Consider the following 23,619-nt stretch of genomic DNA (forward strand, 5'->3'; position numbering starts at 1 on the left):
CCGCCTCGCGGGCGCCGCAATTCGCGGTTCCGCAGCGGCATTGGCAGAATCAAGGCATGACGTTGAGCGCAAGCCACCCGCTGATGGATGGCCGTACATCCGGTTCCCCCCTGATCACCGCCTACCGCGGGGGGACGCCGGAGCGGCGCCCCGTCTGGTTCATGCGCCAGGCCGGCCGCTCGCTGCCGGAGTACCGGGAGCTGCGCGAGGGCATCGCGATGCTCGATTCGTGCCTGCGCCCCGAGCTCGCCTCCGAGATCACGCTCCAGCCGGTGCGCCGCCACGACGTCGACGCCGGGATCTTCTTCTCCGACATCGTCATCCCGCTCAAGCTCGCCGGCATCGACGTCGACATCGTCCCCGGCGTCGGTCCCGTCCTCGGCACCCCGGTCCGCAGCGCCGCCGACGTCGCGGCCCTGCCGCGGCTCGAGCCCGGAGCCCTCGACCCGATCCGCGAGGCCGTCGCGCTCACGGTCGAGCAGCTCGGATCCACCCCGCTCATCGGCTTCGCCGGCGCGCCGTTCACCCTCGCCGCCTACATGGTCGAGGGCCGCCCCTCCCGCGACCACCTGGGTCCGCGGACCATGATGCACGCCGACCCGGAGGCCTGGGAGGCCCTGGCGGCGTGGGCGGCCGACGCCTCCGGGCAGTTCCTCCGCGCGCAGCTCGAGGCCGGCGCGAGCGCCGGACAGCTCTTCGACTCCTGGGCCGGCAGCCTGGGCCTGGCGGACTACGAGCGCCACGTCGCCCCGGCCTCCGCGCGCGCCCTGGACCACGTCCGTGACCTCGGCGCCCCGCTCGTGCACTTCGGCACCGGCACGTCCGAGCTGCTGGCCGCGATGCACGGCGTCGGGGTCGACGTCATGGGCGTGGACTACCGGCTCCCGCTCGCCGAGGCCAACCGCCGCCTCGGCGGCACCGTGCCGCTGCAGGGCAACATCGACCCGGCCCTGCTCTCCGCCCCGTGGGAGGTGCTCGAGCGCCACGTCCGCGAGGTCCTCGCGTCCGGCGACGAGGCGCCCGCCCACGTCGTCAACCTCGGCCACGGCGTCCCGCCGGAGACCGATCCCGAGGTGCTCACGCGCGTCGTCGAACTCATCCACTCCGTGGCCCCCTGACGCGCCGCGGGCCCGCCGGCCCGCGCCCGAGACCTGAAGCCACCGACGAAAGGACCGCGATGCCGCACCGGCACCACGCCGCCCACGGCCGCCACGGCGAAGCCGCCCCGGACGGCACGGAACGGGCCGCGCCCCGCCGTGCGGCCGTCGTCGTCGGCGGCGGGATCGCGGGGCTCGTCGCCGCGCGCGAGCTCGCGATCGCCGGCTACGCCGTGGAGCTCTTCGAGGCCACGGAGGCGTTCGGCGGCTGCGTCGCCTCCCACACCGTCGACGGGCTCGTGCTGGACGCGGGCGCGGAGTCGTTCGCGACCCGGAACACGGCCGTCGCCGAGCTGCTGGACGAGCTCGGGCTGGGCGGGGACGTCGTCGCCCCGCGCCCCGGCGGGGCCTGGCTCTACTCGAAGGGCCACGGGGGCCGGGCCGCCGCCCACCCCCTGCCGCAGACCGGGATCCTGGGCATTCCCGGGGACCCGCGCGCCGAGGACGTCAAGGCCGTCATCGGTTCCGCCGCCTCCCTGCGGGCGGCCGCCGACCTCGCGATGCCGGTCCCGCGCCACTTCGAGGAGGGCTCCCTGAGCCTGGGCGAGCTCGTGCGGGCCCGCATGGGCTCCGCCGTCCTCGAGGGGCTCGTGGCCCCCGTCGTCTCGGGCGTGCACTCGGCGGACCCGGACACGCTCGACGCCGACGCCGTCGCGCCCGGGCTGCGCTCCGGCGTCGTCCGCCACGGATCCCTGGCCCGCGCCGTCGCCGCCGTGCGGCAGGCGGCGCCCGCCGGTTCCGCCGTCGCCGGGCTCGCCGGCGGCATGCACCGGCTGAGCACCGCCCTCGTGGCCGAGCTGACCGAGCGCGGGGCCGCGCTCCACACCGGCCTGCGGGCGGTCGCGATCGAGCCCGCGGGACCGGCCGACGGCCCCGCGCCAGACGCCGACCGGGCGCCCGCGGACCCGGAGGCCGACTCCGCCGCACAGCCGGTGCAGGACGACGCCGGGGCCGCGCCGGGCCAGGCGCCGTCCTGGAACGTCGTACTCGCCGGGGCCGACGGGGCCCCGCGCACGGCCGCCGCCCACCGCGTCGTCATCGCGACGACCGGTCCGGCCGCCGTCGACCTGCTGACGCCCCTGGACCAGGAGCTCGCGGCCCACCGCCCGGGGGACGGCGCCGGGGTCGCCCTCGTGACCCTCGTCGTCGACCGCCCCGAGCTCGACGACGCCCCGCGCGGCACGGGACTGCTCGTGGCCGCCGACGCCCCGGGCGTGCGGGCCAAGGCGCTCACGCACGCGAGCGCCAAGTGGGACTGGCTCCACGACGAGGCCGGCCCCGGCACCCACGTGCTGCGCCTGTCCTACGGCCGGGTCTCCGACGGCCCCGGCCCGGCCGGCAGCGACGAGGAGCTGTTCCACGCCGCCGTGTCCGACGCGTCCGCACTGCTCGGTACTGAGCTGGCCGAGGCCGACGTGCTCGGCTGGGACGTCATCCGCTGGGACGCGGCCCTGCCGTTCGCCACGACGGGCCACCGGTCCCGCGTCGACGCGTTCCGTGCGGCCGTCGAGGCGCTCGAGGACATCGACGTCGTCGGCGCCTGGCTCTCCGGGACCGGGCTCGCCGCCGTCGTGGCCGACACCCGCTCCCGGCTCGCCATCAGCGCGAGTTGACCCCTGAACCGACCCCCTGCCCCGAACCACCAGAAAGAGGCCCCGCGATGAGCGAGAATCCTTCCAACAGCCCCGTGCTCGCCGACCGTGAGCGCGAGGGCGACACCCTGTACTTCACGCTCTGGACGGTGTTCAAGCGCGAGTCCGACCTGGACCGCTCCGAGGGCGTGGCCGCGTTCGAGGCGCTCGTGGAGGAGCTCGCCGCCGACGGGATCACCCTGCGCGGGATCTACGACGTCTCCGCGATGCGCGAGGACGCCGACGTCATGACCTGGCTCCACGGCCCCTCCGCCGAGAAGCTCCAGGAGGCCGTGCGCAAGATCCGCCGCAGCTACCTCTTCGCCGAGACCTCGATCGCCTGGTCCGCCATGGGCGTGCACCGCGAGGCCGAGTTCGCCAAGGACCACTCGCCGGCGTTCGCGCGCGGCAAGGAGCCGAGCGAATGGATGACCGTGTACCCGTTCGTCCGCTCCTACGACTGGTACCTCCTGGATCCGGCCGAGCGCGGGAAGATGCTGCGCGAGCACGGCATCCTGGGCCGCGACTTCCCCCAGGTCCTGGCCAACACGGTGGCCTCCTTCGCCCTGAACGACTTCGAGTGGATGATCTGCCTCGAGGCCCCCGAGCTGATCGACCTCGTGGACATGATGCGCCACTTGCGCTACACCGACGCCCGCAACCACGTGCGCGAGGAGATCCCGTTCTACACCGGCCGCCGGATCGGCGCGGCCGAGGCGGCGGAGGTCCTGCGTTGAGCGCGCACGGCTTCGACGCCGTCCTGCTGGCCTCCTTCGGCGGCCCCGAGGGCCAGGACGACGTGATCCCCTTCCTGCGCAACGTCACGGCCGGCCGCGGGATCCCCGACGAACGGCTCGAGGAGGTCGCGACCCACTACCGGGCCAACGGCGGGGTGAGCCCCATCAACGAGCAGAACCGGGAGCTGCTGGCCGCGCTCGAGGGCGAGATCGCCCGGCGCCGCTGGGGCTTGCCGCTGTATTGGGGCAACCGCAACTGGGACCCCTACATCCCGGCCGCGCTGCAGGAGATGTACGACGACGGGCACCGCCGCGTGCTCATGCTCGTCACGAGTGCCTACGCCGGCTACTCGAGCTGCCGCCAGTACCGCGAGGACATCGCGGCCGGCCTCGAGTCCACCGGCCTGGAGGGCAGGCTCGAGGTCGTCAAGGTCCGCCAGTTCTTCCAGGACAAGGCGTTCATCGACCCCTTCGCCGAGGGGCTCGCCGCCGGCATCGCCGACGTGCGTGCGCAGCTGGCCGACCGCGGCGAGCAGGACGCGGCCCCGCGGATCGTGTTCGTCACGCACTCCATCCCCACCGCGACGGCCGAGGCCCAGGGGCCGGCGTCGATCGCCGGGGAGTTCGGCACCGACGTCTACTCGGCGCAGCACCTGGCCGTGGCCCGGACCCTCATGGAGACGGTCCCGGAGGCCGCGGGCCTCGAGTGGTCCCTCGTCTTCCAGTCCCGTTCCGGCGCGCCGCACGTGCCGTGGCTCGAACCGGACGTCAATGACGCGCTCGAAGAGTACGCCGCCGGAGGGACGCGCGGCGTCGTCGTGGTCCCGATCGGCTTCGTCTCGGACCACATGGAGGTCCTGTGGGACCTCGACACCGAGGCCAAGGACACGTGCGCGGAGCTCGGCCTGGCCTTCCACCGCGTCCCGACCCCCGGCACGCACGCCGCGTTCGTCTCCGGCCTCGTGGACGTCCTCGCCGAGTCCCTCGTGGACGACGGCGGGGCCCCTCTCCCCGCGCACGGCGAGCAGCGCGTGCCCGGCGACTGGGACGCGATCTGCTCCACCGGGTGCTGCGTCGAGCTCGTCGGGACGCCGGCCGGGCCGCGGCCGTGATGCGGGAGGCGAACGACGCCGGGGCCGCGCCCTCGTCGCGGGAGCCCGCCGCCGCGGGGGCCGGGTTCCGGATCGGCACGCGCGGATCCGCGCTCGCGACGACCCAGACGGGGCATGTCGCCGAGGCGCTCGAGCGCCTGAGCGGGATGCGCGCGGAGACCATCCACGTCAAGACCGAGGGCGACGTGACGAGCGGGCCGCTGTCCCAGCTCGGCGGCACCGGCGTCTTCGCCGCTGCGCTGCGCGTGTCCCTGCTCGAGGGCGGCTGCGACATCGCCGTGCACTCTCTCAAGGACCTGCCGACGGCGCAGCCCGAGGGGCTCGTCGTCGCGGCGACGCCGCCGCGCGTCGACGTGCGCGACGCCCTGTGCGCCCGCGACGGACTGACGCTCGCCGGGCTGCCGGCCGGAGCCACCGTCGGCACGGGTTCGCCGCGCCGCGCAGCGCAGCTGAAGGCCGCGCGCCCCGATCTGGAGATCGTGGACATCCGCGGCAACGTCGGCACCCGGCTGGGCCGCGTCAAGGGCGCCGCGAAGCCCGCCGACGACGGCGGGGTGGGCCGGACCGCCCACGGCGACCTCGACGCCGTCGTCCTCGCCGCCGCGGGCCTGGAGCGGCTCGGCCTGGGCCGGCACGTGACCGAGCTCCTCGATCCCTCGGTCATGCTGCCCGCGCCGGGCCAGGGGGCGCTCGCCGTGGAGTGCCGCCCCGAGACGGCCGCCTCCGGGCCCCTCGCGAAGGCCCTCGAGCAGCTCGACGACGTGCCCACGCGGCTCGCCGTGACCGCCGAGCGCGCGCTGCTGAACCGGCTCGAGGCCGGGTGTGCCGCGCCCATCGGCGCGCTGGCGAGGATCGAGGGCGACTCGTTGGTCCTCGAGGCCGTCGCCTGCGCGCCCGACGGGTCGGATACCCTGCGCCGCACGGCCCGCGGGCGCGAGCTCACGGTCGAGGGCGCCGCCGCCCTCGGCGCCGAGCTCGCCGTCGCCCTGCTGCGTGAGGGCGCCGCGGACCTGGCGGGACTCTAGGCGTGCGGCAGGAGCGGGGCGGCGAGCCGCGCGCGGAGGCGGGCGGCGGCCGGGGAACGGGCCCGGACGGTGGCCGCGACGCCGGAGCGCTGGCCGGCCGCGCCGCGCTGCTGCTGCGCAGCCCCGACCGGGCCGCCGCGACCGTGGCCGAGCTGCGCGCCCGCGGCGCCTCCACCGTCCTGTGCCCGCTCATCGACTTCGAGCTCCCCGCGGACACCGGGGCGCTCGACGCGGCGCTGACCCGCTTCCTCGACGGCGGCTACGACTGGATGGTGCTGACCTCGATCACCACGGTCCGGGCGCTCAAGCAGCGCGCCGCCGCCCTCGGGCTGACGCTCGCCGTGCCGCCCGGAACGCGCGTCTGCGCCGTCGGCTCCGCGACCGCGCGGGCCGCCGCGGCCGAGGGGATCGGGATCGACTTCCAGCCCCACGAGCAGTCCGCCGAGGGGATCCTCGCCGAATGGAACCAGCTCGCCCTCGTCGACGGGGCCGGCACGGGGCGCCGTGCCAGCCGCGGCCACGTCGCCGGCGTGGCCGGTGCCGGTGCGGCTCGCGGGCAGGACCCGCTCGCGGAGCACGAGGCGGACGCGGCCGACGCCGCTTGGTCCCCGCGGCGTTCGGTCCGCGCGTTCCTGCCCCAGGCGGACCTCGCCGCGGGCACCCTCGAGCAGGGGCTGACGACGGCCGGGTGGGCAGCCGAGGCCGTGATCGCCTACCACACCGTGGAAGCGCCGGCCGCGCCCGGACGGCGCCTCACCGCCTCGCTCGCCATCGCGGGCGCCACGGAGACCACGGGCACCGGGTCTGCCAGCTCCGCGGGGCCCGCCGGGCCCGGCGTCGTCGAGATCGACGCCGAGGCGCTGGCCGCCGCCCACGGAGCCCCCGCGGGCGTGGGAGCCGTGTTCTTCACCTCGCCGAGCATCGTGCGCCGCTACCTCGAGGTGGCCGGTGGATTCCCGGCCGGCCTCGCGGCCGTCGCGATCGGCCACAGCACGGCGGCCGAGCTGCGTTCCCACGGCGTCGAGCCCGCGGGCACCGCCGCCGAACCCACCCCGGCCGGCCTGGCCGACGCCTGGGCCGTTGCGATCGCGGGCCCCTGACCCCGCCCGGCCACCCCACTACGCTTGAGACCGACCCGAAGGAGCACCCCATGGCCTTTCCCCACCACCGGCCCCGCCGGCTGCGCACCACGCCCGCGATGCGCCGGCTCGCCGCCGAGACGCTGATCGCCCCGCAGCAGCTGATCCTGCCGGCCTTCATCCGCGAGGGCCTGGACGCGCCGAACCCCATCACCTCCATGCCCGGCGTCGTCCAGCACACCACCGACACGCTCAAGCGGGCCGCCGCCGAGGCCGCGGAGCTGGGTCTGGGCGGCATCATGCTCTTCGGGATCCCCGCCGTGCGCGATGCCGTCGGCAGCGCGGGCATCGACCCGGACGGCGTGCTCAACCGCGCCCTGCGGGTCGTCCGCGCCGAGGTCGGCGACTCGCTCGTGGTCATGAGCGACGTGTGCCTCGACGAGTTCACCGACCACGGCCACTGCGGCGTGCTGGACGAGGCCGGCCGCGTGGACAACGACGCGACCCTCGAGGTCTACGCGGAAATGGCCGTGGCGCAGGCGGAGGCGGGCGCCCACGTGCTCGGCCCCTCCGGCATGATGGACGGCCAGGTCGCCGTCATCCGGCAGGCGCTCGACACCTCCGGCTTCCAGGACACCGCCGTGCTGGCCTACGCCGCCAAGTACGCCTCCGCGTTCTACGGGCCGTTCCGCGAGGCCGTGGACTCCCAGCTCACCGGGGACCGCCGGACGTACCAGATGGACGCCGCCAACCGCCGCGAGGCCGTCCTCGAGGTCGAGCTGGACCTCGAGGAGGGCGCTGACATGGTCATGGTCAAACCGGCCATGAGCTACCTGGACATCGTCGCGGACATCGCCGCGATGTCCCCGGTGCCCGTCTCCGCCTACCAGATCTCCGGCGAGTACGCGATGATCGAGGCCGCCGCCGCCAACGGCTGGATCGACCGCCGCGCCGCCATCACCGAATCCGTGCTCGGCATCCGCCGCGCCGGCGCCGACACCGTATTGACGTACTGGGCCGCCGAGCTTGCCGGCTGGCTGAAGGAAGGACGCTAGGCCATGACCACCTCCGAGGAACTCTTCGAACGCGCCCGCACGCTCATGCCGGGCGGGGTGAACTCGCCCGTGCGAGCCTTCGGCTCCGTGGGCGGAACCCCGCGCTTCATGGTCGACGCCGAGGGCCCGTACCTCACCGACGCCGACGGCCGGACGTACGTGGACCTGGTCTGCTCGTGGGGCCCGGCCCTGCTCGGGCACAAGCACCCGGCCGTGCAGGCCGCGGTGCATGAGGCCGTGGACCACGGGCTGTCCTTCGGCGCCTCCACGCCGGCCGAGGGCCGCCTGGCCGAGCTCGTCATGGAACGCGTTCCCGGCGTCGAGCGCCTGCGCATGGTCTCCACGGGCACCGAGGCCACCATGACCGCGGTGCGGCTGGCCCGCGGCTTCACCGGACGCGAGCTGATCGTGAAGTTCGCCGGCTGCTACCACGGCCACCTGGACTCGCTCCTCGCCGCGGCCGGATCCGGCCTGGCGACGCTCGCCCTGCCCGGATCGGCCGGCGTGACCGCCGCGACGGCAGCGGAGACCCTCGTGCTCCCGTACAACGATCCCGCCGCGGTCGAGGCCGCGTTCGCGGAGCACGGCGACCGCATCGCCGCCGTGATCACGGAGGCCGCACCCGCCAACATGGGCGTCGTCACCCCGGCCGAGGGCTTCAACGCCTTCCTGTCCCGGACCACCGCGGCCCACGGCGCGCTGCTGATCCTGGACGAGGTGCTCACGGGCTTCCGGACCGGCTACTCCGGCTACTGGGGCCTCACCGGCGCGGGGGAGGGCTGGACCCCGGACCTGTTCACCTTCGGCAAGGTGATCGGCGGCGGGCTGCCCACGGCCGCGCTCGGCGGCCGGGCCGAGGTCATGGACCACCTCGCGCCGACCGGCCCCGTCTACCAGGCCGGGACGCTCTCGGGGAACCCCGTCGCCATGGCCGCCGGCGTCGCCACGCTGACGCACGCGACCCGCGACGTCTACGCGTTCGTCGACGCCCGCAGCCTCGAGCTCTCCGCCGCCGTCGGCGCGGCCCTCGACGCCGCCGGCGTGGACCACTCCATCCAGCGCGCCGGGAACCTGTTCTCGATCGCGTTCGGCACCTCCGCGCGCGGCGTGTCCGACTACGCCGACGCGCAGGCGCAGGAGGCCTTCCGCTACGCGCCGTTCTTCCACTCCATGCTGGAGGCGGGCGTCTACCTGCCGCCGAGCGTGTTCGAGGCGTGGTTCCTCTCCGCGGCGCACGACGACGCGGCCATGGAACGGATCCACGCCGCCCTCCCGGCCGCCGCCGAGGCGGCCGCCGCGGCGGTTCCGGGAGCCTAGCCAGGACGGCCCGGGCCACGCCTGGGACCTTCCGGCGGCGCCGGGACTGTCAGCGCGTGTCGCGGACGAAGTCGTAGCGGATCCCCGGCTCGTCGGAGGGCAGGACCACGATCACGCCGTAGCGCCGCGTCCAGCCGTCGGAGACCAGGAAGTAGCGGCCCCCGGTGTGCTCGAGCAACCGCAGCCCCGTGTAGCGGTAGCGGTAGCCCGCGCCCTCCGGCAGCTCCTCGACCGCGGCGCCCGGGGCGTCGATGCCCAGCGGATCGGCGCTGTGCACGACGACGCGGGGCAGCTGGGCGATCCGTTCGCCGAAGCCCCGGGCCAGCTCCGTGCCCTCGACGGTCGCGTAGTTCGCCGCGGCCGAGAACAGGGCGACGCCGACCAGGGCGGCCGCGCACGCGCGGAGCAGGTTCCCCGCCGCATGGGACAGGGGCGGGGCGCCGGAGCGCGCCCGGTAGAGCCGGAAGGCGTAGAGCAGCAGGAGCAGGCCGGTGGCCAGCAGCAGCGGGAAGGCGACGTAGGCCGTGGCCGGCCACACGGGGCGCAGGATCCATGCGGAGGCCGGCAGGACGACGGCGAGGGCCGGGACCGCGTACACGGCCACGCGCTTGGCCCGGCGGTCGCCGAGCTCGAGCCGCCGGGACAGCCAGTGGTCCAGCCCCACCCACATCAGCCCCGCCGCGCCGGCGACGATGAGCAGCACCAGGACGGGACGGACGCTGCGCAGCAGGTACTCGCGCGTCGTCATGCCCAGGACGCTCTCGTCGAAGCCCAGTTCCGCCGCCTGCACCTCGGAGCGGACCCAGCCGAAGTAGACGAGCAACGCGGTGACCACGCCGACGTTGCCGACGACCGCGGCGATCTTGCGGAGCAGCTCCCCGCGGTCCTGGTCCGCGCTCACGGCCCGGATCCGGCGCCGTCCGTACCGCCTTCGCCTTCCTCGCCGCCGCCGGAATCCGTGCCGTTGCCGTCGGTGCCGTCCCCGGCGCCGTCGTCCGCGCCCTCGTCCCCGGTGCCGTCTTCGCCTCCAGTGCCTTCCTCGCCGTTCGTCCCGTCGCCGTTGCCCTCGCCGCCACCGTCCGGCAGGACGCTCTCGTCGACATCGAAGGTGAGGGGATCGTCCGCGCCGCCGTCCCCGAAGCGGCCCTGCGGGTCGGGGCCGCCGACGCACGGGAAGTCCTCGCGGGGACGCTGCTCGACGACGCTCGCGACCGACTTGTAGAGCTCGCACTCGGGACGGCCGTCGTTGAGGCCCTCGATGCCGTATTCCGTCACCGCGTTGCGGTAGTACCGGGCCCCCTCGCCCGTGTCGCCGCGGCACAAGTGGATGCCGGCCGCGAACAGCACGACGTTCCGCGGGCTGCGGAAGCCGTAGTAGGGAGGGTCGGACAGCCCGTCGAGGTAGGCCTGCGCCTCGTCGCACGAGCGCATCAGGACGCCGTAGGCCGGCCCGTCGTTGCCCGAGACGCTCGTGTCGCTCGGCGGGAGGCCCCACGTGTAGACCACGCGGCCCGGCGTGTCCCCGGCCTGGCCCGCGCCGTTTCCGCCGCCTTGGCCCTGCCCGCCTCCAGTGCCGCCCGTACCGCCGTTGCCGCCGTCGCCCCGGCCGCCGGGAGTCCCGGGGCTCGCGTTCGCCGGCGCGCCGCCGTCGGACTCTGACGCCGGAGGGGGCACGCACCCGGCCAGCAGGAGGGCGGCCGCCGCCGCGAGCACGGCCAGCGGGCCCACGGCGCGGGGCGGAACCAGCACCCGTCGCCCGGCCGGGCCGCGTCGGTTCCGCCGCCCGCTGTCTCGTCTGTCCTGGTCCACGGTCCCCAGCTCCTCGCCGATTCCGCGGCCGCCGCCCGGGTGCGGCGGCCACGCGCTGCGGCCCGTCCGCCTGGGCGTGGTCCCGGCGCGCTGGGGCCAGTGTCCGCCCCGGGCGTCACCGGTTCGTCACGACGCCGGCCGGGACCTGCCGCGATCTCCGTCCCCGTCTCCCGGCCCGAACCCTGTCGGCCCGACCCCTGCCGACCGGGAGCCATGGCCCCGGGCCGGACCCGGTGCCGGACCCAGGGCCGGGGCCCGGGCAGTGAACCCGGGCCCCGGCGTCGTCCTAGTCGCCCTTCACGTTGACGATCTGCCGCAGGCGGTGCCGGACCCGGACCAGGGACGAGGCGTCGTCCATGACCGTGTCGATCGGCTTGTAGGCCGCCGGGATCTCGTCGATGAAGGCGTCCGTGTCGCGGAACTCGATCCCCGCCATGGCCTCGCGCAGTTGATCGAGCGTGAACGCCTTCCGCGCCGCCGTGCGCGAGTACTCGCGGCCCGCGCCGTGCGGCGAGGACTCGAGCGAGAGCGCGTCGCCGAGACCCTCCACCACGTACGAGGCCGTGCCCATCGAACCGGGGATCAGGCCCGCGTCACCGGTCCGGGCGCGGATCGCGCCCTTCCGCGAGACCCAGACGGACTTGCCGAAGTGGGTCTCCCGCTCGGTGAAGTTGTGGTGGCAGTTGATCCGCTCCTCCTCCTCGACCGGACCGTCGACCCACTCCGAGAACTGGCGGATCACCCGGTCCATCATCTCCTCCCGGTTCAGCAGGGCGAAGCGCTGGGCCCAGCGCAGCTCGCGGATGTAGGCGTCGAACTCGTCCGTGCCCTCCACGAGGTAGGCCAGGTCCGGATCCGGCAGCTGGATCCAGTAGCGCCTCGCCACGCCCTGCGCCACCTTGATGTGGTGCTGGGCGATCCGGTTGCCGATTCCGCGCGAGCCCGAGTGCAGGAAGAGCCAGACGGCGCCCTCCTCGTCGGCGCAGACCTCGATGAAGTGGTTGCCCGAGCCGAGCGATCCCAGCTGCAGTTCCCAGTTGCCCGCGTAGGAGGCCGGGTCGAACCCCGCCTCAGCGGCGGCGTCCGCCAGCTCGGAGATGCGCGGCGCGGCCGTGGCCACGACCTTCTTGTTGTAGTGGCCCGCCGAGAGCGGGACGGCGCGCTCGATCTGCTCGCGCAGCGCGCGCCGGTCCCCGGGCAGCTGTCCCAGCCGGTACTGCGTGCGCACCGCGATCATGCCGCAGCCGATGTCCACGCCCACGGCGGCCGGGATGATGGCCCCGAGGGTCGGGATCACGGAGCCGACCGTGGCGCCCTTGCCCAGGTGGGCGTCGGGCATGAGGGCCAGGTGCGGGTAGATGAACGGCAGTGTCGAGGTGGTCTCGGCCTGCGCGCGGGTCTGGGCATCGAGGATGGAGGCCCAGTTGAAGAGCCGGCGGTTGATCCTTTCCATGGTTTCTCTCTCTGTCGGGGTGCGGGGCACGGATTCCGTCGAGTGGTCCATGGAAAAAGCCCCGCACCATGTGTGGTTGCGGGGCCGGAACGCCGGGGGCGTCAGGACTCGGGCAACCTGGTGAACGCGCTGAACACGTGCTTGAAGGCACGCTGCTGCCCGTCGGGCAGGCCGGCGGCAGGGCGGAAGGAAGCGTAGAGGCCGGTGACGGACATGGTTCCTCCCTGGTCCAGTGCGGGGTGTCGTCGGCGGATGCCGACAAGGGTCAAAGCTACAGCGTCCGGCCCCCTCGCGCCAGAGACGCCGCACGGCGGGGCCCCTGGAACGGGACCCCGCCGTGCGGCGCGTCGTGACGCGGGTGGGACTAGAAGGCCGGGATGACGTCGCCGTCCGGCCAGGTCTCCTCGATGAAGGCCGCGACCTCGTCGCTGTGCAGCAACTCGTCGAGGGTGGCGATGGCGTCGCTCTGCTCGCCGGCGCGCCATGCCAGGAAGTTGGCGTACGGGTTGCCTTCCGTCTCCTCCACCGCGAGGGCGTCGGAGCTCTTCAGGCCCGCCTGCAGGATGAAGTTGCCGTTGATCATGCCGATGTCGAAGGACGAATCCTGCTTGAACACCTGGACCGCCTGCTCCGGCGGAACCTCGGAGAAGGCGAGCTTCTTGGGGTTCTGCTCGTCGCTCAGGGTGAGGACGGAGGAATCGTCGGAGATGTCGGAGAGCAGGCCCGCCTGCTCCAGGACCCGGAGGGCGCGCAGCTGGTTGGCCGGGTCGTTGGTGACGACGACCTTCGCCCCGTCCGGGATCTCGCCGGCCGACGAGTACTTGTCGGAGAACGCGGCGAACGGCTCGATGTGCACGCCTTCGCCGTGCTCGAAGTCGTAGCCCTTGGTGGCGACCTGGTCTTCGAACCACGGCAGGTGCTGGTAGAAGTTCGCGTCGAGGGTTCCCTCGCTCAGCGCCGTGTTGGGCGTCTGGTAGTCGTCGATCTCGGTGATGTCCAGATCGATGCCGGCATCGGCGGCCAGGTTCTCGTCGATGAACTCGAGGATCCGGGCGTGGGGGACCGGGCTGGCGCCGACCTTGACGATGGCGAGGCCGGCGGAGTTCGTGTCGGCCGAGGTGTCGGCGGCGCCGGTGTCACCACCGCCGCAAGCGGTCAGGGCGAAGAGGGCTGCGGCGCCGGTGACGGCGAGTGCGATTTTCTGACGCATCGGAGGAGTTCCTTTTCTTGGGTGCCGTGCCGTCCCGTTGAAGGGGAAGACGGGCGGTTTAAGGCAGCTAGCGGCTACTGGCTGCCGTCCGTCGCCGAGGTGACGGGAGTCTTGGGGAGTGGGGATCAGCGGTGGTCGACGCGGCGGGCGAGCGCGTCGCCCACCACCTGGATCAGCTGGACGAGGAGGACCATGATCACGAGGATGACGATCATCACGGAGGTCTCGAAGCGCTGGAAGCCGTAGTTGTAGGCCAGTCGGCCCAGGCCGTCGCCGCCGACCAGTCCGGCCATGGCCGAGTAGCCGACCAGCGTGACGAGCGTCGTCGTGAGGGCGGCCACGAGGCCGGGCATGGCCTCGGGAACCAGGACCTTGCGGACGACCTGGAAGCGCGTCGATCCCATGACGAGGGCGGCATCGATCTTGCCCGTGTGGACATCGCGCAGGGCCGTTTCGACCAGGCGGGCGAAGAAGGGGATCGTGCCGATCGTCAGGGAAACGGATGCGGCGATCGGTCCCAGCGACGTTCCGACGATCAGGACGGAGAGCGGGATCAGGGACAGCATGAGGATCGCGAACGGGATGGACCGCGTGATGTTCACGACCACGCTGGAGAGGATGAAGCTCAGCCAGCGGACCGGCGTCAGCCCGCCGGGCGCCGTGGAGTGGAGCACGATGCCCAGGGGAAGGCCGATGAGGACGGTGAAGAGGCCCGAGATGCCCACCATCTGCAGGGTCTGGAGCGTTGCGGTGGGGATCGCGTTCGTGATGGCGGGGTTCGACGCGAGGTCGTTGAAGAAGTCCATCCTCAGGCCTCCTTGGTGGATACGGCGATGCCGGCGGCGTTCAGGTGCGCGGTGATGGCCGCGATGTCGCTGCCGTCCGGCAGCTGGATGCGCAGGTGCGCGAACCGGGCTCCACCGAGGGACTCGACGGATCCGGCCAGGACGTTGACGTCGGTCTCGAACGTCCGCGCCACGGCCGAGATGACGGGCTCGACGGCACGGCTTCCCGAGTAGAGCAGTTCCAGGACCGTTCCGCCCGGGAGGTCCTCGATGGCGTCGGCCGGCAGCGGGAGGAGGGCCTCCGAGAGCCGGCCGTTGGGGCGGGCCACGACCTCGGCCAGGTCGCCGTGCTCCACGATGCGGCCGGCCTCGAGCAGGGAGACCGAGTCGCAGGCCTCCTTCACGACGTGCATCTCGTGCGTGATGATGAGCACGGTCAGCTGGAGGCGGTCGCGCAGCTTCTTGATCAGCGCCAGGATCTCATCGGTCGTCTTCGGGTCCAGGGCGGACGTCGGCTCGTCGCACAGGAGGATGTCCGGATCCGTGGCGAGGGCGCGGGCGATGCCGACGCGCTGCTTCTGACCGCCGGAGAGCTGCGAGGGGTAGGCGTCGGCGAACGCGCCGAGCCCCACGAGGTCCAGGAGCTCGGCGACCTGCTTCCTCGCCTGGGCCTTGGGCGTTCCCGTGAGTTCCAGCGGGTAGGAGACGTTCTGCGCCGTGGTCCGGGAATCGAACAGATTGGCGTGCTGGAAGACCATGCCGATGCGTCGGCGGGCCGTCAGGAGCTCCTTGTCCGAGACGCCGGTGAGGACCTTGCCGTCGATGTCGACGGTTCCGGCCGTCGGACGGTCGAGCAGCGTCAGGCAGCGCACCAGCGTCGACTTGCCGGCGCCGGAGTGCCCGATGATTCCGTGGACCTTGCCCTTGGCGACGCTGAGCGTGACGCCGTCCAGCGCGACGACTTCGCGGCCGCCCTGCCGGTAGACCTTGCGCAGATCGGTGACTGTGATCAAGTGAGCCTCAATGGAAGTGGGGAACTTTACCCCATATTGAAGCACCGTCGAACAAAAGCGACCGAATGGGCGTCACAAACGGTCATCTGCCCGACGACTCTGCCAAGAAGCCGTTTCGGGTTGACGAAAATTTCACAAGTGGCCCGGTTCGCCGAAGCATTGCGATCCGGCGGAAGCGTCTCCACCGGCTTGTGTGTCCACCGGCGGCTGTGTGTTTCGGCACAGTCTCCGCCGGCGGACGACGGGCGGGGGACGGCGCGTCGGCTCAGGGGCGGCGCCGGACGGGCCACTGCCCGTCGACGACGGCGGAGGGGTCCTTGCGGCGCAGGTACGCCTGGAAGCTCGCGGCCTGCTCGGCGGCCCACCGGACCTGGGATCCGTGGAGCTGCAGGGGATCCATCCGCAGCTGCTTGTACTTGGCCACCTGCGCATCGGCCACGCCGACCGTCGCTGCGGCGTCGGCGACGGAGGTGTGGGCATCGACGAGCGGTACGCGGTAGAACTCGCTCATGACCGTGAGGGTGCGCTTGCCGCGGCGGTACTTGTCCACGTGCTTGTCGATGATGTACGGGTCGATGACCGCTGCGGGTTCGAGGGCCTCGACGCCGTGGCGCAGGCACTCGCGGTCCAGCACCGTGAAGTCGTAGCTCGCGTTGAAGGCGAGCACCGGCATCGTGGCGAAGAGCTCCCTGAGGTGGGCGGTGATCTCCGCGACCGCCGTCGCGGCGTCGGCGCCCTCGGCCCGCGCCCGCTCGGTGCTCACGCCGTGGATGGCGGCGGCCTCCTCGGGGATCGGAACCCCGGGATCCACGAGCCACTCGCGGTGGTTCAGGATCTCCTGGCGGCCGTTGACCACGAGGACCGACGCCGTGACGATGCGGGCCAGTTCCGGGTCCCTGCCGGTCGTCTCGAGGTCGAACGAGGCCCGGGGAAGTTCATGCCAATTGCTCATGGTTCCACGCTACCGTGCCGCCGCGTGCGCCCGCCCCGCGCGGGGCCCGACGTGGACAAGGACCGCCGGAAGGGGCCTGTGGAGGAGGAGGGGGCACCGGCGTCGTCCGGGATCGGCCGCCACGCCGCGGCCGCTCGGGATCCCCGACGCCCCGCCCGCGCCCTAGGCTGGTGGTCATGTCCCTGAGCTACCCCGAGGCCGTGCACGCCGTCGCGTGGCTCATCGCCCCCGGACGCGCCGTGAGCTACGGCGACATCGCCGAGCTCCTCGGGGCCGGCGGCCCGCGGCAGGTCGGTGCGGCGATGGCCGGCAGCGGCGCGGCATCCGGGGTCCCCTGGTGGCGGGTCGTGCGCGCGGACGGCTCCCTGCCGGAGCCGCTCAGCGGGGAAGCGCGGCTCCGCTGGGACGACGAGGGAACACCCGTCCGCGGCGGCCGGATCCGTCTCGCCCTCGCGCGCTGGCAGCCGTCCGACGACGACTTCCGGACCCTCGACGACCTCGCCGCGCAGCTCGGCGGGGGTCCACACGCGGCGCCGGACCCAAAGCGTCGGGGCGGCGTGCTGGGATGAGCTCCATGGATACCGCGACGCGTCTTCTCGAGCTCGGGCCCGGACACGGCCCCACCGTGGTCCTCGGCGCGCCGGGAACCGGTAAGACGACGCTGCTGCTGCGGGCGGTCTCCGCGCGGCTCGCCGCCGGACTGGACCCGTCCTCGCTCCTGGTCATCGCCCCCTCGCGCGCCGCGGCGGCACGCCTGCGCGACGAGCTTTCGGCCGGCAGCGGATCCACTTTCTCGGAACCGGCCGTGCGCACGTGGGCGGCCTACGCGTTCGACCTGATCCGCCGCGCCCGCCTGGATGGCTACCTTCCCCACGTCGAACGCCCGCCGCGGCTCCTCTCCGGCCCGGAGCAGGACACGTTGATCGGCCAGCTCCTCGCGGGCCATGCCGCGGGGATCACGCCCGGCCCCGCGTGGCCGGGTTCGCTCGGAGAGGCGGTCGGCACCCGCGGGTTCCGCCAAGAGGTCCGCGAGCTCTTCGACCGCCTCGCCGAGCACGGCGTCGAGGCCGGCCGGCTCCACGAGCTCGGGAGCGAGTGCTCGGTGCCCGAGTGGACGGCGGCGGCAGAGCTGTACCAGGAGTACCGCGACCTGCTGGACCTCGGGAGTGCGGAGGCCTTCGACCCGGCCGGGCTGATCACCGCGGCCGCCGAGCTGCTCGAGCACCACCCGCGCCTCCTCGGCGAGGAACGGGAGAGGCTCCGCCTCGTCGTCGTCGACGACCTGCAGGAGGCCAATCCGGCCCAGCACCGGCTCCTGTCCCTCCTGGCCCGAGACGCCGACCTGCTCGCCTTCGCCGCCCCCGACAACGTGGTCCAGGGCTTCCGCGGCGCCCGCCCGGACCTCCTCGCCCGCGTCGACACGTTCTACGGCACCGAGGCCCGACCCGTCGCCGTGGCGACCCTCGAGCACTCGCATCGGATGCCCCTCGACGTCGCCGAGGCGTGGGGGCGAGTCGCCCGGCGCATCCCGCTCGCCGCGGGAGCCGCCGGCCGCCTCCTGTCCCATCCGGCGGGGACCGCGACGGGGATCGCGGCGCGCCCGCCGGAGGGCGCCGCCGACCGGGACACCGATCACGGCGCCGGTACCGGGGCCGCGGGGTCCGTGGAAGCACACGTCGTTGAGTCCCCGGTGCACGAACTGCGCCTGCTGACCCACCGGATCCTCGAGGAACACCTCATGGGCGGCCGGCCGCTCGACGACATCGCCGTGATCGTCCGCAACGGGGCGCTCGTCCGGACCGTCGCGCGGCACCTGGGCCAACAGGGGATCTCCGTCAGCGTCCCCCCGGCCGAGCTGCCGCTGCGCGATGAACCGGCCGTCCGCCCGCTCCTGGACCTGCTCCGGCTGGGCCTGTCCGGCGGCGACGCCACCGGTCTGCACGCCGTCGAATCGCTCCTGACCTCCCGCTACGGGCAGTCGACGGCCCTGGACGTGCGGCGACTGCGGCAGGGCCTGCGCCGCGAGGAGCACGCCCGCGGCGGCACGCGCGGCAGCTCCGAGCTCCTCGCGGGCCTCTTCGGATCCGTCGGGATCCCCGAAGGGTCGGGCCGCGAGGCCGCCGGCGCCCGGCGGATCCGGCGGATGCTCGACGCCCTCGCCGAGGAGGCGGACCGCGGGGGAGCCACGGCGGAGACCGCACTCTGGGCGCTGTGGGACGCCTCCGGGATGTCGGGGGCCTGGAGCACCGCGGCGCTCGCCGGCGGGGGAGCGGGTTCCCGGGCGGACCAGGACCTCGACGCCGTCCTGGCGCTCTTCCAGGCCGCCGAGCGCTTCGTCGACCAGCTTCCGGGCGCCACGATCGCCCAGTTCGTAGACCACGTCCTGGCCCAGGACCTGCCGATGGACTCCCTTGCCGGGCGGGGCGGGAGCGGTCCGTCCGTCGAGGTCCTGACGCCGGCCGCGGCGGCGGGCCGGGAGTGGGGGCTCGTCCTGATTCCGGGCCTCCAGGAAGGCATCTGGCCCAACACGCGCCTGCGCGGCGAGCTCCTGCACAGCGGGGCCCTCGCCGACGTCGTCGAACACGGCCCCGTGGCCTTGCGGCAGCGCGATCCGGCGTCGCGGCTGCGGGCCACCCGCGCCGACGAGCTGCGCAGCTTCGCGGCGGCCGTCTCGCGCTGCCGCGGGAGCCTCGTCTGCGTCGCCGTGGACTCCGAGGACCACCAGCCCTCCGGATTCCTGGACCTCGTGAGCCCGTGGAGCCCTCCGGTGGAGACCGGCGGGCCGGCGACCCGGCCGGTGACCCGGGTGCCGCGCGCCCGCACGCTCGGCTCGCTCGTGGCGCTGCTCCGGCAGGCCGCCGAGGCCGGAGCCCGGACGGCCCCCGCCGCCGCCCCGACCGGTCCGGCGGACGACAGCGGGGCCGCGCCGGCGTCGTCCGCCTCCCCGGGCGCTGGGCAACCCGGACCGGGGAGCGGCGGGCTGGACCCGACGGCCCGGGACGCGGCAGCGGTCCTGGCCCGCCTCGCCACCGCTCCCGTGCCCGTGCGCGGGGCCGACCCGGACGAGTGGTGGGGGCTGGCGCCCGCCACGAGCACGGGCCCCGTCACCGCGGACGGGCACCCCGTCAAGGTCTCCCCGTCCAAGGTCCAGGCGGCCCTCGAGTCCCCGCTGAACTGGTTCGTCCAGGCGGCCGGCGGGGAACCGGCCACGGACTTCGCGCGCAGCCTCGGCACGCTGGTCCACGCGATCGCCGAGGACCTGCCCGACGCCTCGGGGGAGCAGTACCTGACGGAGCTGGACCGGCGCTGGCCCGAGCTCGACCTGCCGACGAACTGGGAGACCCACCGCGACCACGACCGGGCCGGATCCATGCTGCGCAAGCTCGCGCAGTACACCCTGCTCATGCGCCAGGCCGGGCGCGAGCTGCGCGGCCGCGAGACCGACTTCGAGGTGGAGATCGGCGACGGCTCCGCCACCGTGCGGCTGCGCGGGGTGATCGACCGCGTCGAGGCCGGCCCCGACGGGCGCCCCTTCGTCGTGGACCTGAAGACCGGCAAGAGCCAGCCGTCAGGCAAGGACGTCGACCGCAACCCGCAGCTGGCCAGCTACCAGGCCGCCGTGCGGGCCGGGGCGCTCGACGGGGTCGCAGGCCTGTCCCGCGACCCGGCGGGGGCCGCCCTGGTCCAGCTCGGCACCTCCACCAAGACGCCCCGCGAGCAGGTCCAGCCCGCCGTCGAGGGCGAGGACTGGGCGACGCCCCTCGTGCTCGAGGCGGCACGGGCCATGGGGGCCGCCGACTTCCTGGCCCGGCACGACCCCACCCGCGGCGGGGCGGCTGGCAGCTCATGTCGCCTCCCGTCCGTCTGCCCGCTGTGTACCGAAGGAAGGCAGGTGACCGAACCGTGAGGCACTCGCCCGAGGAACTGGCCGAGCTGCTGGGCCAGCACCAACCCACCGCCGAGCAGTCCCGCATCATCTCCTCCCCGCTCGAACCCCTCCTCGTGGTCGCCGGCGCGGGCTCCGGGAAGACGGCGACGATGGCCGACCGCGTCGTATGGCTCGTGGCCAACGGCCTCGTCCGGCCCGAGCAGATCCTGGGCGTCACGTTCACGCGCAAGGCCGCCGGCGAGCTCGCCCAGCGGATCCGCGGGCAGCTCGCGACCCTCGCGGCGTCCGGGGCCTGGGAGCCGGACCCCGAGGACGGGGGCCTGCTCGAGCCCTCCGTGTCGACGTACCATTCGTATGCCAACACCCTCGTCCAGGACCACGGGCTGCGGATCGGGGTCGAGAGCGATACCGCCCTGATCGGTGGGGCCCAGGCGTGGCAGCTCGCCGCCGACGTCGTTGAATCCTACGACGGCGACCACGAGCACCTGGCGTCGTCCAAGTCGACCCTCATCGACGCCGTCGTCTCCTTCGCCGGGGAATGCGCCGAGCACCTGCGCACGCCCGCGGAGGGAGCCGCCTACCTCGACGGCCTCGTGGAGCGGTTGGCCGCGCTGCCGTACCGGGAAGGCAAGACGACACCGCCCGCGCAGAAGGCCCGCGAGCTCCTCGACAGGCTCCGGACGCGCTCCACGGTCGCCGGGCTCGCCGACGGCTACGCCCGCCTCAAGCGCGAGCGCGGCGTCATGGACTACGGCGACCTCGTCGCGCTCGCGGCCCGGATCGCCGAGACCGTCCCCGCCGCGGCCGAGGCGGAACGTGCCCGCTTCAGGGTCGTGCTGCTCGACGAGTTCCAGGACACCTCCCACGCACAGATGATCCTGTTCTCCCGGCTCTTCGGCGACGGGCACGCAGTGACGGCCGTCGGTGACCCCAACCAGTCCATCTACGGCTTCCGCGGCGCCTCCGCCGGGCAGCTCTTCCGCTTTCCGGAGGAGTTCCCCGCCGTGGCCGCGGACGGGGACCGCCGCCCGGCCGCCACGGCCTTCCTGACCACGGCCTGGCGCAACTCCGTCAACGTCCTTGAGGCCGCCAACGCGGTCTCCGCGCCGCTGAACGCCGCGGACCCGAACCGGGGCGGGCGCCGGATCGAGGTCCCGCCGCTCGCGGCGAGCCCCTTCGCCGGCCCCGGGCGCGTCGAGCTCGTCCGCCACGCGACGAGCGCGGACGAGGCCGCGTGGATCGCCGACCGCCTGCTCGAAGAGCACCACGCCTTCCGGCGCCTGAACGGCCGGGCGCCCACCCTGGCGGTGCTGTGCCGCACGCGCGGCCAGCTCGCCCTGCTCGCCACCTCGCTCGAGGAGCGCGGGATTCCCTACGAGATCGTCGGGCTCGGCGGGCTCCTGGGGATGCCCGAGATCGTGGACCTCGTCGCGACCCTGCGCGTCCTCGTGGACCCCGACCGCTCCGACGCCCTCCTGAGGCTGCTCTCCGGTGCGCGGTGGAGGATCGGTCCCGCCGACCTCATGGCGTTCGCCGACTGGTCCCGCTTCCTGGCCCGCCGGCGCGAGGCGGCCGTGCGCCGCGGCGCCGAGGCCGACGTCGACACCCGGGAGGACGCCGCCGACGCCGCCCGTGCCGAGGCCCGGAGCGAGGTCTCCGACGCCGCGAGCCTCGTGGAGGCCCTTGACTGGCTGCCGAAGCCGGGCTGGACGAGCGCCGACGGGCGGACGCTCAGCGACGCGGCCCTCCAACGCCTCACGGCCCTTCAACGAGAGGTCCGGCACTTGCGCACCCTCGTGGATGGCGAGCTGCCGGCACTGCTGCACGAGGTCGAGAGGACCCTGAGGCTCGACATCGAGGTCGCCGCCCGGCCCGGAACCGGGATCCACGCGGCCCGACGGCACCTCGACGCTTTCGCGGACGTCGCGGCCGGCTACACGGACGCCGCCCTGCGCAGCGACCTGGCCGGCTTCCTGGCCTGGCTCGACGCCGCGGCCGCCAAGGAGGGCGGGCTCGAGGTCGTGCAGCAGGAGGCGAGCGCGGAAGCGGTTCAGCTCTTGACCATCCACGCCTCCAAGGGCCTCGAATGGGACGTCGTCGCCGTCACCGGGCTGAACGACGGCGTCTTCCCCTCGGCCCGCGACTCGCGGTGGACCACGGGGGACAGCGCCCTGCCCTGGCCGCTGCGCGGCGACCGCAACGACCTGCCGCACTGGGACACCGAGCAGCCGAGCCTCTTCGCCGCCGTCGAGTCCGAGGCCGAGTTCCGCCAGCGCGTGATCGCGCATGGGGAACAGGAGGAACGGCGCCTCGCCTATGTGGCGCTGACCCGGGCCAAGGACCTGTTGCTCTGCTCCGCCACCGCGTGGACGGGCACACGGACCAAGACCACCGCCCCCTCGCCGTTCCTCGAGGCGCTGCTGCCGTTGGCGGAGGGGCCGGCCCCGTCCGCCGTGCTCCCGCTCTGGTGCGCGGACGAGGAAGCGCCCGGGGAGAACCCCTACCGGGAGGACCCCGTCGAGGCGCGCTGGCCGTACGACCCCCTCGAGGGCCCCGTCCGGCTGCGGGCCGGTGTACCCGAGGCCCGGCCTCCCGGGCGGCGGGCGCGGGCCGAGGCCGCCGCGGCCGCCGTGCGCGGCTGGACGGGACAGGAGCCGCCGGCCCCGGAGACGGACTCCGGACGGGACTGGGACCACGAGGCACGCCTGCTCGTCGCCCGCCAGCTCGAGGCCACCCGGCCGCGCAGGCCCGAACCGCCCCGGCACGTGCGGGCCTCGCTGTTCGTTGACCTCGCCACGGACGCCGGGCAGGTCCTCGCCCAGCTGCGCCGCCCCGTTCCGCGGCGCCCCGGGATCGCCGCCCGCAAGGGCACGGCGTTCCACGCGTGGGTCGAGGAGCACTACGGCAGCACCGGCATGCTCGACCTCGGCGAATTCCCCGGGGCGGCGGACGCCTACGTCGACGACCAGTACGGCCTCGAGGAGATGAAGGCCGCCTTCCTCGACTCCGAGTGGGCCGAACGCCAACCGACCCACGTCGAGGTCCCCCTCGAGACCCCCGTGGGACCGGTGACCGTGCGCGGGCGCGTCGACGCCGTGTTCCGTGAGCGCGGCGAGGACGGGACGGAGCGCTGGGTCCTCGTCGACTGGAAGACCGGCCGGGTTCCCACCGGGCGGGAGCTCGCCCACAAGTCCCTGCAACTGGCCGTGTACCGGCTGGGGTGGGCGAGGCTCCACGGGATCGACGTGGAACAGGTCGGCGCCGCGTTCTACTACGTCGGCGACGGGACGACGATCCGCCCCCACGACCTGGCGGGGGAGGAGGAACTGGAACGGCTCATCACCACGGCGCTCGATGCCGTGCCGGCCGCCGGACCCGCCGAGGCATAGGGCAGG

The 23,619-nt window shown here is 74.1% G+C and carries 18 protein-coding genes; 11 read left to right on the top strand and 7 right to left on the bottom strand.

Features of this window, described 5'->3' with window-relative positions; translation table 11 throughout:
- Nucleotides 1–56 precede the first annotated feature (56 nt).
- From hemE to hemL, 8 genes are read left to right on the top strand one after another with little or no spacing between them, the layout of a single operon-like run.
- Nucleotides 57–1,118 carry a uroporphyrinogen decarboxylase gene (gene hemE, locus ACQ3I4_RS07300; protein ID WP_329860326.1) on the top strand — a complete coding sequence of 354 codons (1,062 nt, stop codon included), beginning with the start codon at nt 57–59 and terminating at the stop codon, nt 1,116–1,118.
- A 59-nt stretch (nt 1,119–1,177) separates the two neighbouring features.
- Complete coding sequence (locus ACQ3I4_RS07305) at nt 1,178–2,770, top strand: protoporphyrinogen/coproporphyrinogen oxidase (RefSeq protein WP_329860325.1); 1,593 nt, start codon at nt 1,178–1,180, stop codon at nt 2,768–2,770.
- A gap of 47 nt (nt 2,771–2,817) precedes the next feature.
- Complete coding sequence (gene hemQ, locus ACQ3I4_RS07310) at nt 2,818–3,525, top strand: hydrogen peroxide-dependent heme synthase (protein ID WP_329860323.1); 708 nt, start codon at nt 2,818–2,820, stop codon at nt 3,523–3,525.
- Entirely contained in the window at nt 3,522–4,637 is a 1,116-nt protein-coding gene (locus ACQ3I4_RS07315; RefSeq protein WP_329860321.1) for a ferrochelatase, read from the top strand. The genes hemQ and ACQ3I4_RS07315 overlap by 4 nt, the downstream gene beginning before the upstream one ends.
- Nucleotides 4,637–5,662: a hydroxymethylbilane synthase gene (hemC, locus tag ACQ3I4_RS07320; protein ID WP_329860361.1), complete on the top strand. Its 1,026-nt coding sequence runs from the start codon at nt 4,637–4,639 to the stop codon at nt 5,660–5,662. The genes ACQ3I4_RS07315 and hemC overlap by 1 nt, the downstream gene beginning before the upstream one ends.
- Before the next feature lie 2 nt (nt 5,663–5,664).
- Entirely contained in the window at nt 5,665–6,762 is a 1,098-nt protein-coding gene (locus ACQ3I4_RS07325) for a uroporphyrinogen-III synthase (protein ID WP_329860319.1), read from the top strand.
- Between the two features lie 50 nt (nt 6,763–6,812).
- Nucleotides 6,813–7,796, top strand: coding sequence for a porphobilinogen synthase (gene hemB / locus ACQ3I4_RS07330; protein ID WP_329860317.1), 984 nt, complete (start codon nt 6,813–6,815; stop codon nt 7,794–7,796).
- A gap of 3 nt (nt 7,797–7,799) precedes the next feature.
- Nucleotides 7,800–9,113: a glutamate-1-semialdehyde 2,1-aminomutase gene (gene hemL, locus ACQ3I4_RS07335; RefSeq protein ID WP_329860316.1), complete on the top strand. Its 1,314-nt coding sequence runs from the start codon at nt 7,800–7,802 to the stop codon at nt 9,111–9,113.
- Between the two features lie 49 nt (nt 9,114–9,162).
- On the opposite strand, the gene ACQ3I4_RS07340 is transcribed toward hemL, so the two are convergent.
- The 7 genes from ACQ3I4_RS07340 to ACQ3I4_RS07370 all read right to left on the bottom strand — a co-directional run bounded on the left by ACQ3I4_RS07340 (nt 9,163) and on the right by ACQ3I4_RS07370 (nt 16,335).
- Nucleotides 9,163–10,014: a hypothetical protein gene (locus ACQ3I4_RS07340; protein ID WP_329860315.1), complete on the bottom strand. Its 852-nt coding sequence runs from the start codon at nt 10,012–10,014 to the stop codon at nt 9,163–9,165.
- Complete coding sequence (locus ACQ3I4_RS07345; RefSeq protein WP_329860314.1) at nt 10,011–10,922, bottom strand: hypothetical protein; 912 nt, start codon at nt 10,920–10,922, stop codon at nt 10,011–10,013. The genes ACQ3I4_RS07340 and ACQ3I4_RS07345 overlap by 4 nt, the downstream gene beginning before the upstream one ends.
- 286 nt (nt 10,923–11,208) lie before the next feature.
- Complete coding sequence (locus tag ACQ3I4_RS07350; RefSeq protein ID WP_329860313.1) at nt 11,209–12,375, bottom strand: RtcB family protein; 1,167 nt, start codon at nt 12,373–12,375, stop codon at nt 11,209–11,211.
- Between the two features lie 364 nt (nt 12,376–12,739).
- Nucleotides 12,740–13,585 carry a MetQ/NlpA family ABC transporter substrate-binding protein gene (locus tag ACQ3I4_RS07355; RefSeq protein WP_329860311.1) on the bottom strand — a complete coding sequence of 282 codons (846 nt, stop codon included), beginning with the start codon at nt 13,583–13,585 and terminating at the stop codon, nt 12,740–12,742.
- 125 nt (nt 13,586–13,710) lie between these two features.
- A complete protein-coding gene (locus ACQ3I4_RS07360) occupies nt 13,711–14,391 on the bottom strand; it encodes a methionine ABC transporter permease (RefSeq protein ID WP_329860310.1) in 681 nt (226 codons plus the stop codon).
- 2 nt (nt 14,392–14,393) lie between these two features.
- A complete protein-coding gene (locus tag ACQ3I4_RS07365; RefSeq protein ID WP_430633221.1) occupies nt 14,394–15,383 on the bottom strand; it encodes a methionine ABC transporter ATP-binding protein in 990 nt (329 codons plus the stop codon).
- Nucleotides 15,384–15,648: 265 nt separating this feature from the next.
- Entirely contained in the window at nt 15,649–16,335 is a 687-nt protein-coding gene (locus ACQ3I4_RS07370) for a 3'-5' exonuclease (RefSeq protein WP_329860307.1), read from the bottom strand.
- A 176-nt stretch (nt 16,336–16,511) separates the two neighbouring features.
- Here ACQ3I4_RS07370 and ACQ3I4_RS07375 point away from each other — a divergent pair, with 176 nt between their 5' ends.
- The 3 genes from ACQ3I4_RS07375 to ACQ3I4_RS07385 are packed head-to-tail and all read left to right on the top strand — an operon-like array spanning nt 16,512 to nt 23,613.
- Nucleotides 16,512–16,904, top strand: a complete 393-nt coding sequence (locus ACQ3I4_RS07375) for an MGMT family protein (protein ID WP_329860306.1) — start codon at nt 16,512–16,514, stop codon at nt 16,902–16,904.
- A 5-nt stretch (nt 16,905–16,909) separates the two neighbouring features.
- A complete protein-coding gene (locus ACQ3I4_RS07380; protein WP_329860305.1) occupies nt 16,910–20,242 on the top strand; it encodes an ATP-dependent helicase in 3,333 nt (1,110 codons plus the stop codon).
- Nucleotides 20,182–23,613 carry an ATP-dependent helicase gene (locus ACQ3I4_RS07385; RefSeq protein ID WP_430633222.1) on the top strand — a complete coding sequence of 1,144 codons (3,432 nt, stop codon included), beginning with the start codon at nt 20,182–20,184 and terminating at the stop codon, nt 23,611–23,613. Before ACQ3I4_RS07380 ends, ACQ3I4_RS07385 begins: the two co-directional genes overlap by 61 nt.
- Nucleotides 23,614–23,619 lie beyond the last annotated feature (6 nt).

Source organism: Zafaria sp. Z1313 (assembly GCF_050563205.1).
GTDB lineage: Bacteria > Actinomycetota > Actinomycetes > Actinomycetales > Micrococcaceae > JAZDCJ01.

Excerpts from the sequence above, each read along its gene's own strand:
- hemE (WP_329860326.1), top strand. The coding sequence starts at position 57 with ATGACGTTGAGCGCAAGCCACCCGCTGATGGATGGCCGTACATCCGGT.
- ACQ3I4_RS07305 (WP_329860325.1), top strand. The coding sequence starts at position 1,178 with ATGCCGCACCGGCACCACGCCGCCCACGGCCGCCACGGCGAAGCCGCC.
- hemQ (WP_329860323.1), top strand. The coding sequence starts at position 2,818 with ATGAGCGAGAATCCTTCCAACAGCCCCGTGCTCGCCGACCGTGAGCGC.
- hemC (WP_329860361.1), top strand. The coding sequence starts at position 4,637 with ATGCGGGAGGCGAACGACGCCGGGGCCGCGCCCTCGTCGCGGGAGCCC.
- hemB (WP_329860317.1), top strand. The coding sequence starts at position 6,813 with ATGGCCTTTCCCCACCACCGGCCCCGCCGGCTGCGCACCACGCCCGCG.
- hemL (WP_329860316.1), top strand. The coding sequence starts at position 7,800 with ATGACCACCTCCGAGGAACTCTTCGAACGCGCCCGCACGCTCATGCCG.
- ACQ3I4_RS07350 (WP_329860313.1), bottom strand. The coding sequence starts at position 12,375 with ATGGAAAGGATCAACCGCCGGCTCTTCAACTGGGCCTCCATCCTCGAT.
- ACQ3I4_RS07355 (WP_329860311.1), bottom strand. The coding sequence starts at position 13,585 with ATGCGTCAGAAAATCGCACTCGCCGTCACCGGCGCCGCAGCCCTCTTC.
- ACQ3I4_RS07360 (WP_329860310.1), bottom strand. The coding sequence starts at position 14,391 with ATGGACTTCTTCAACGACCTCGCGTCGAACCCCGCCATCACGAACGCG.
- ACQ3I4_RS07370 (WP_329860307.1), bottom strand. The coding sequence starts at position 16,335 with ATGAGCAATTGGCATGAACTTCCCCGGGCCTCGTTCGACCTCGAGACG.
- ACQ3I4_RS07375 (WP_329860306.1), top strand. The coding sequence starts at position 16,512 with ATGTCCCTGAGCTACCCCGAGGCCGTGCACGCCGTCGCGTGGCTCATC.
- ACQ3I4_RS07380 (WP_329860305.1), top strand. The coding sequence starts at position 16,910 with ATGGATACCGCGACGCGTCTTCTCGAGCTCGGGCCCGGACACGGCCCC.
- ACQ3I4_RS07385 (WP_430633222.1), top strand. The coding sequence starts at position 20,182 with ATGTCGCCTCCCGTCCGTCTGCCCGCTGTGTACCGAAGGAAGGCAGGT.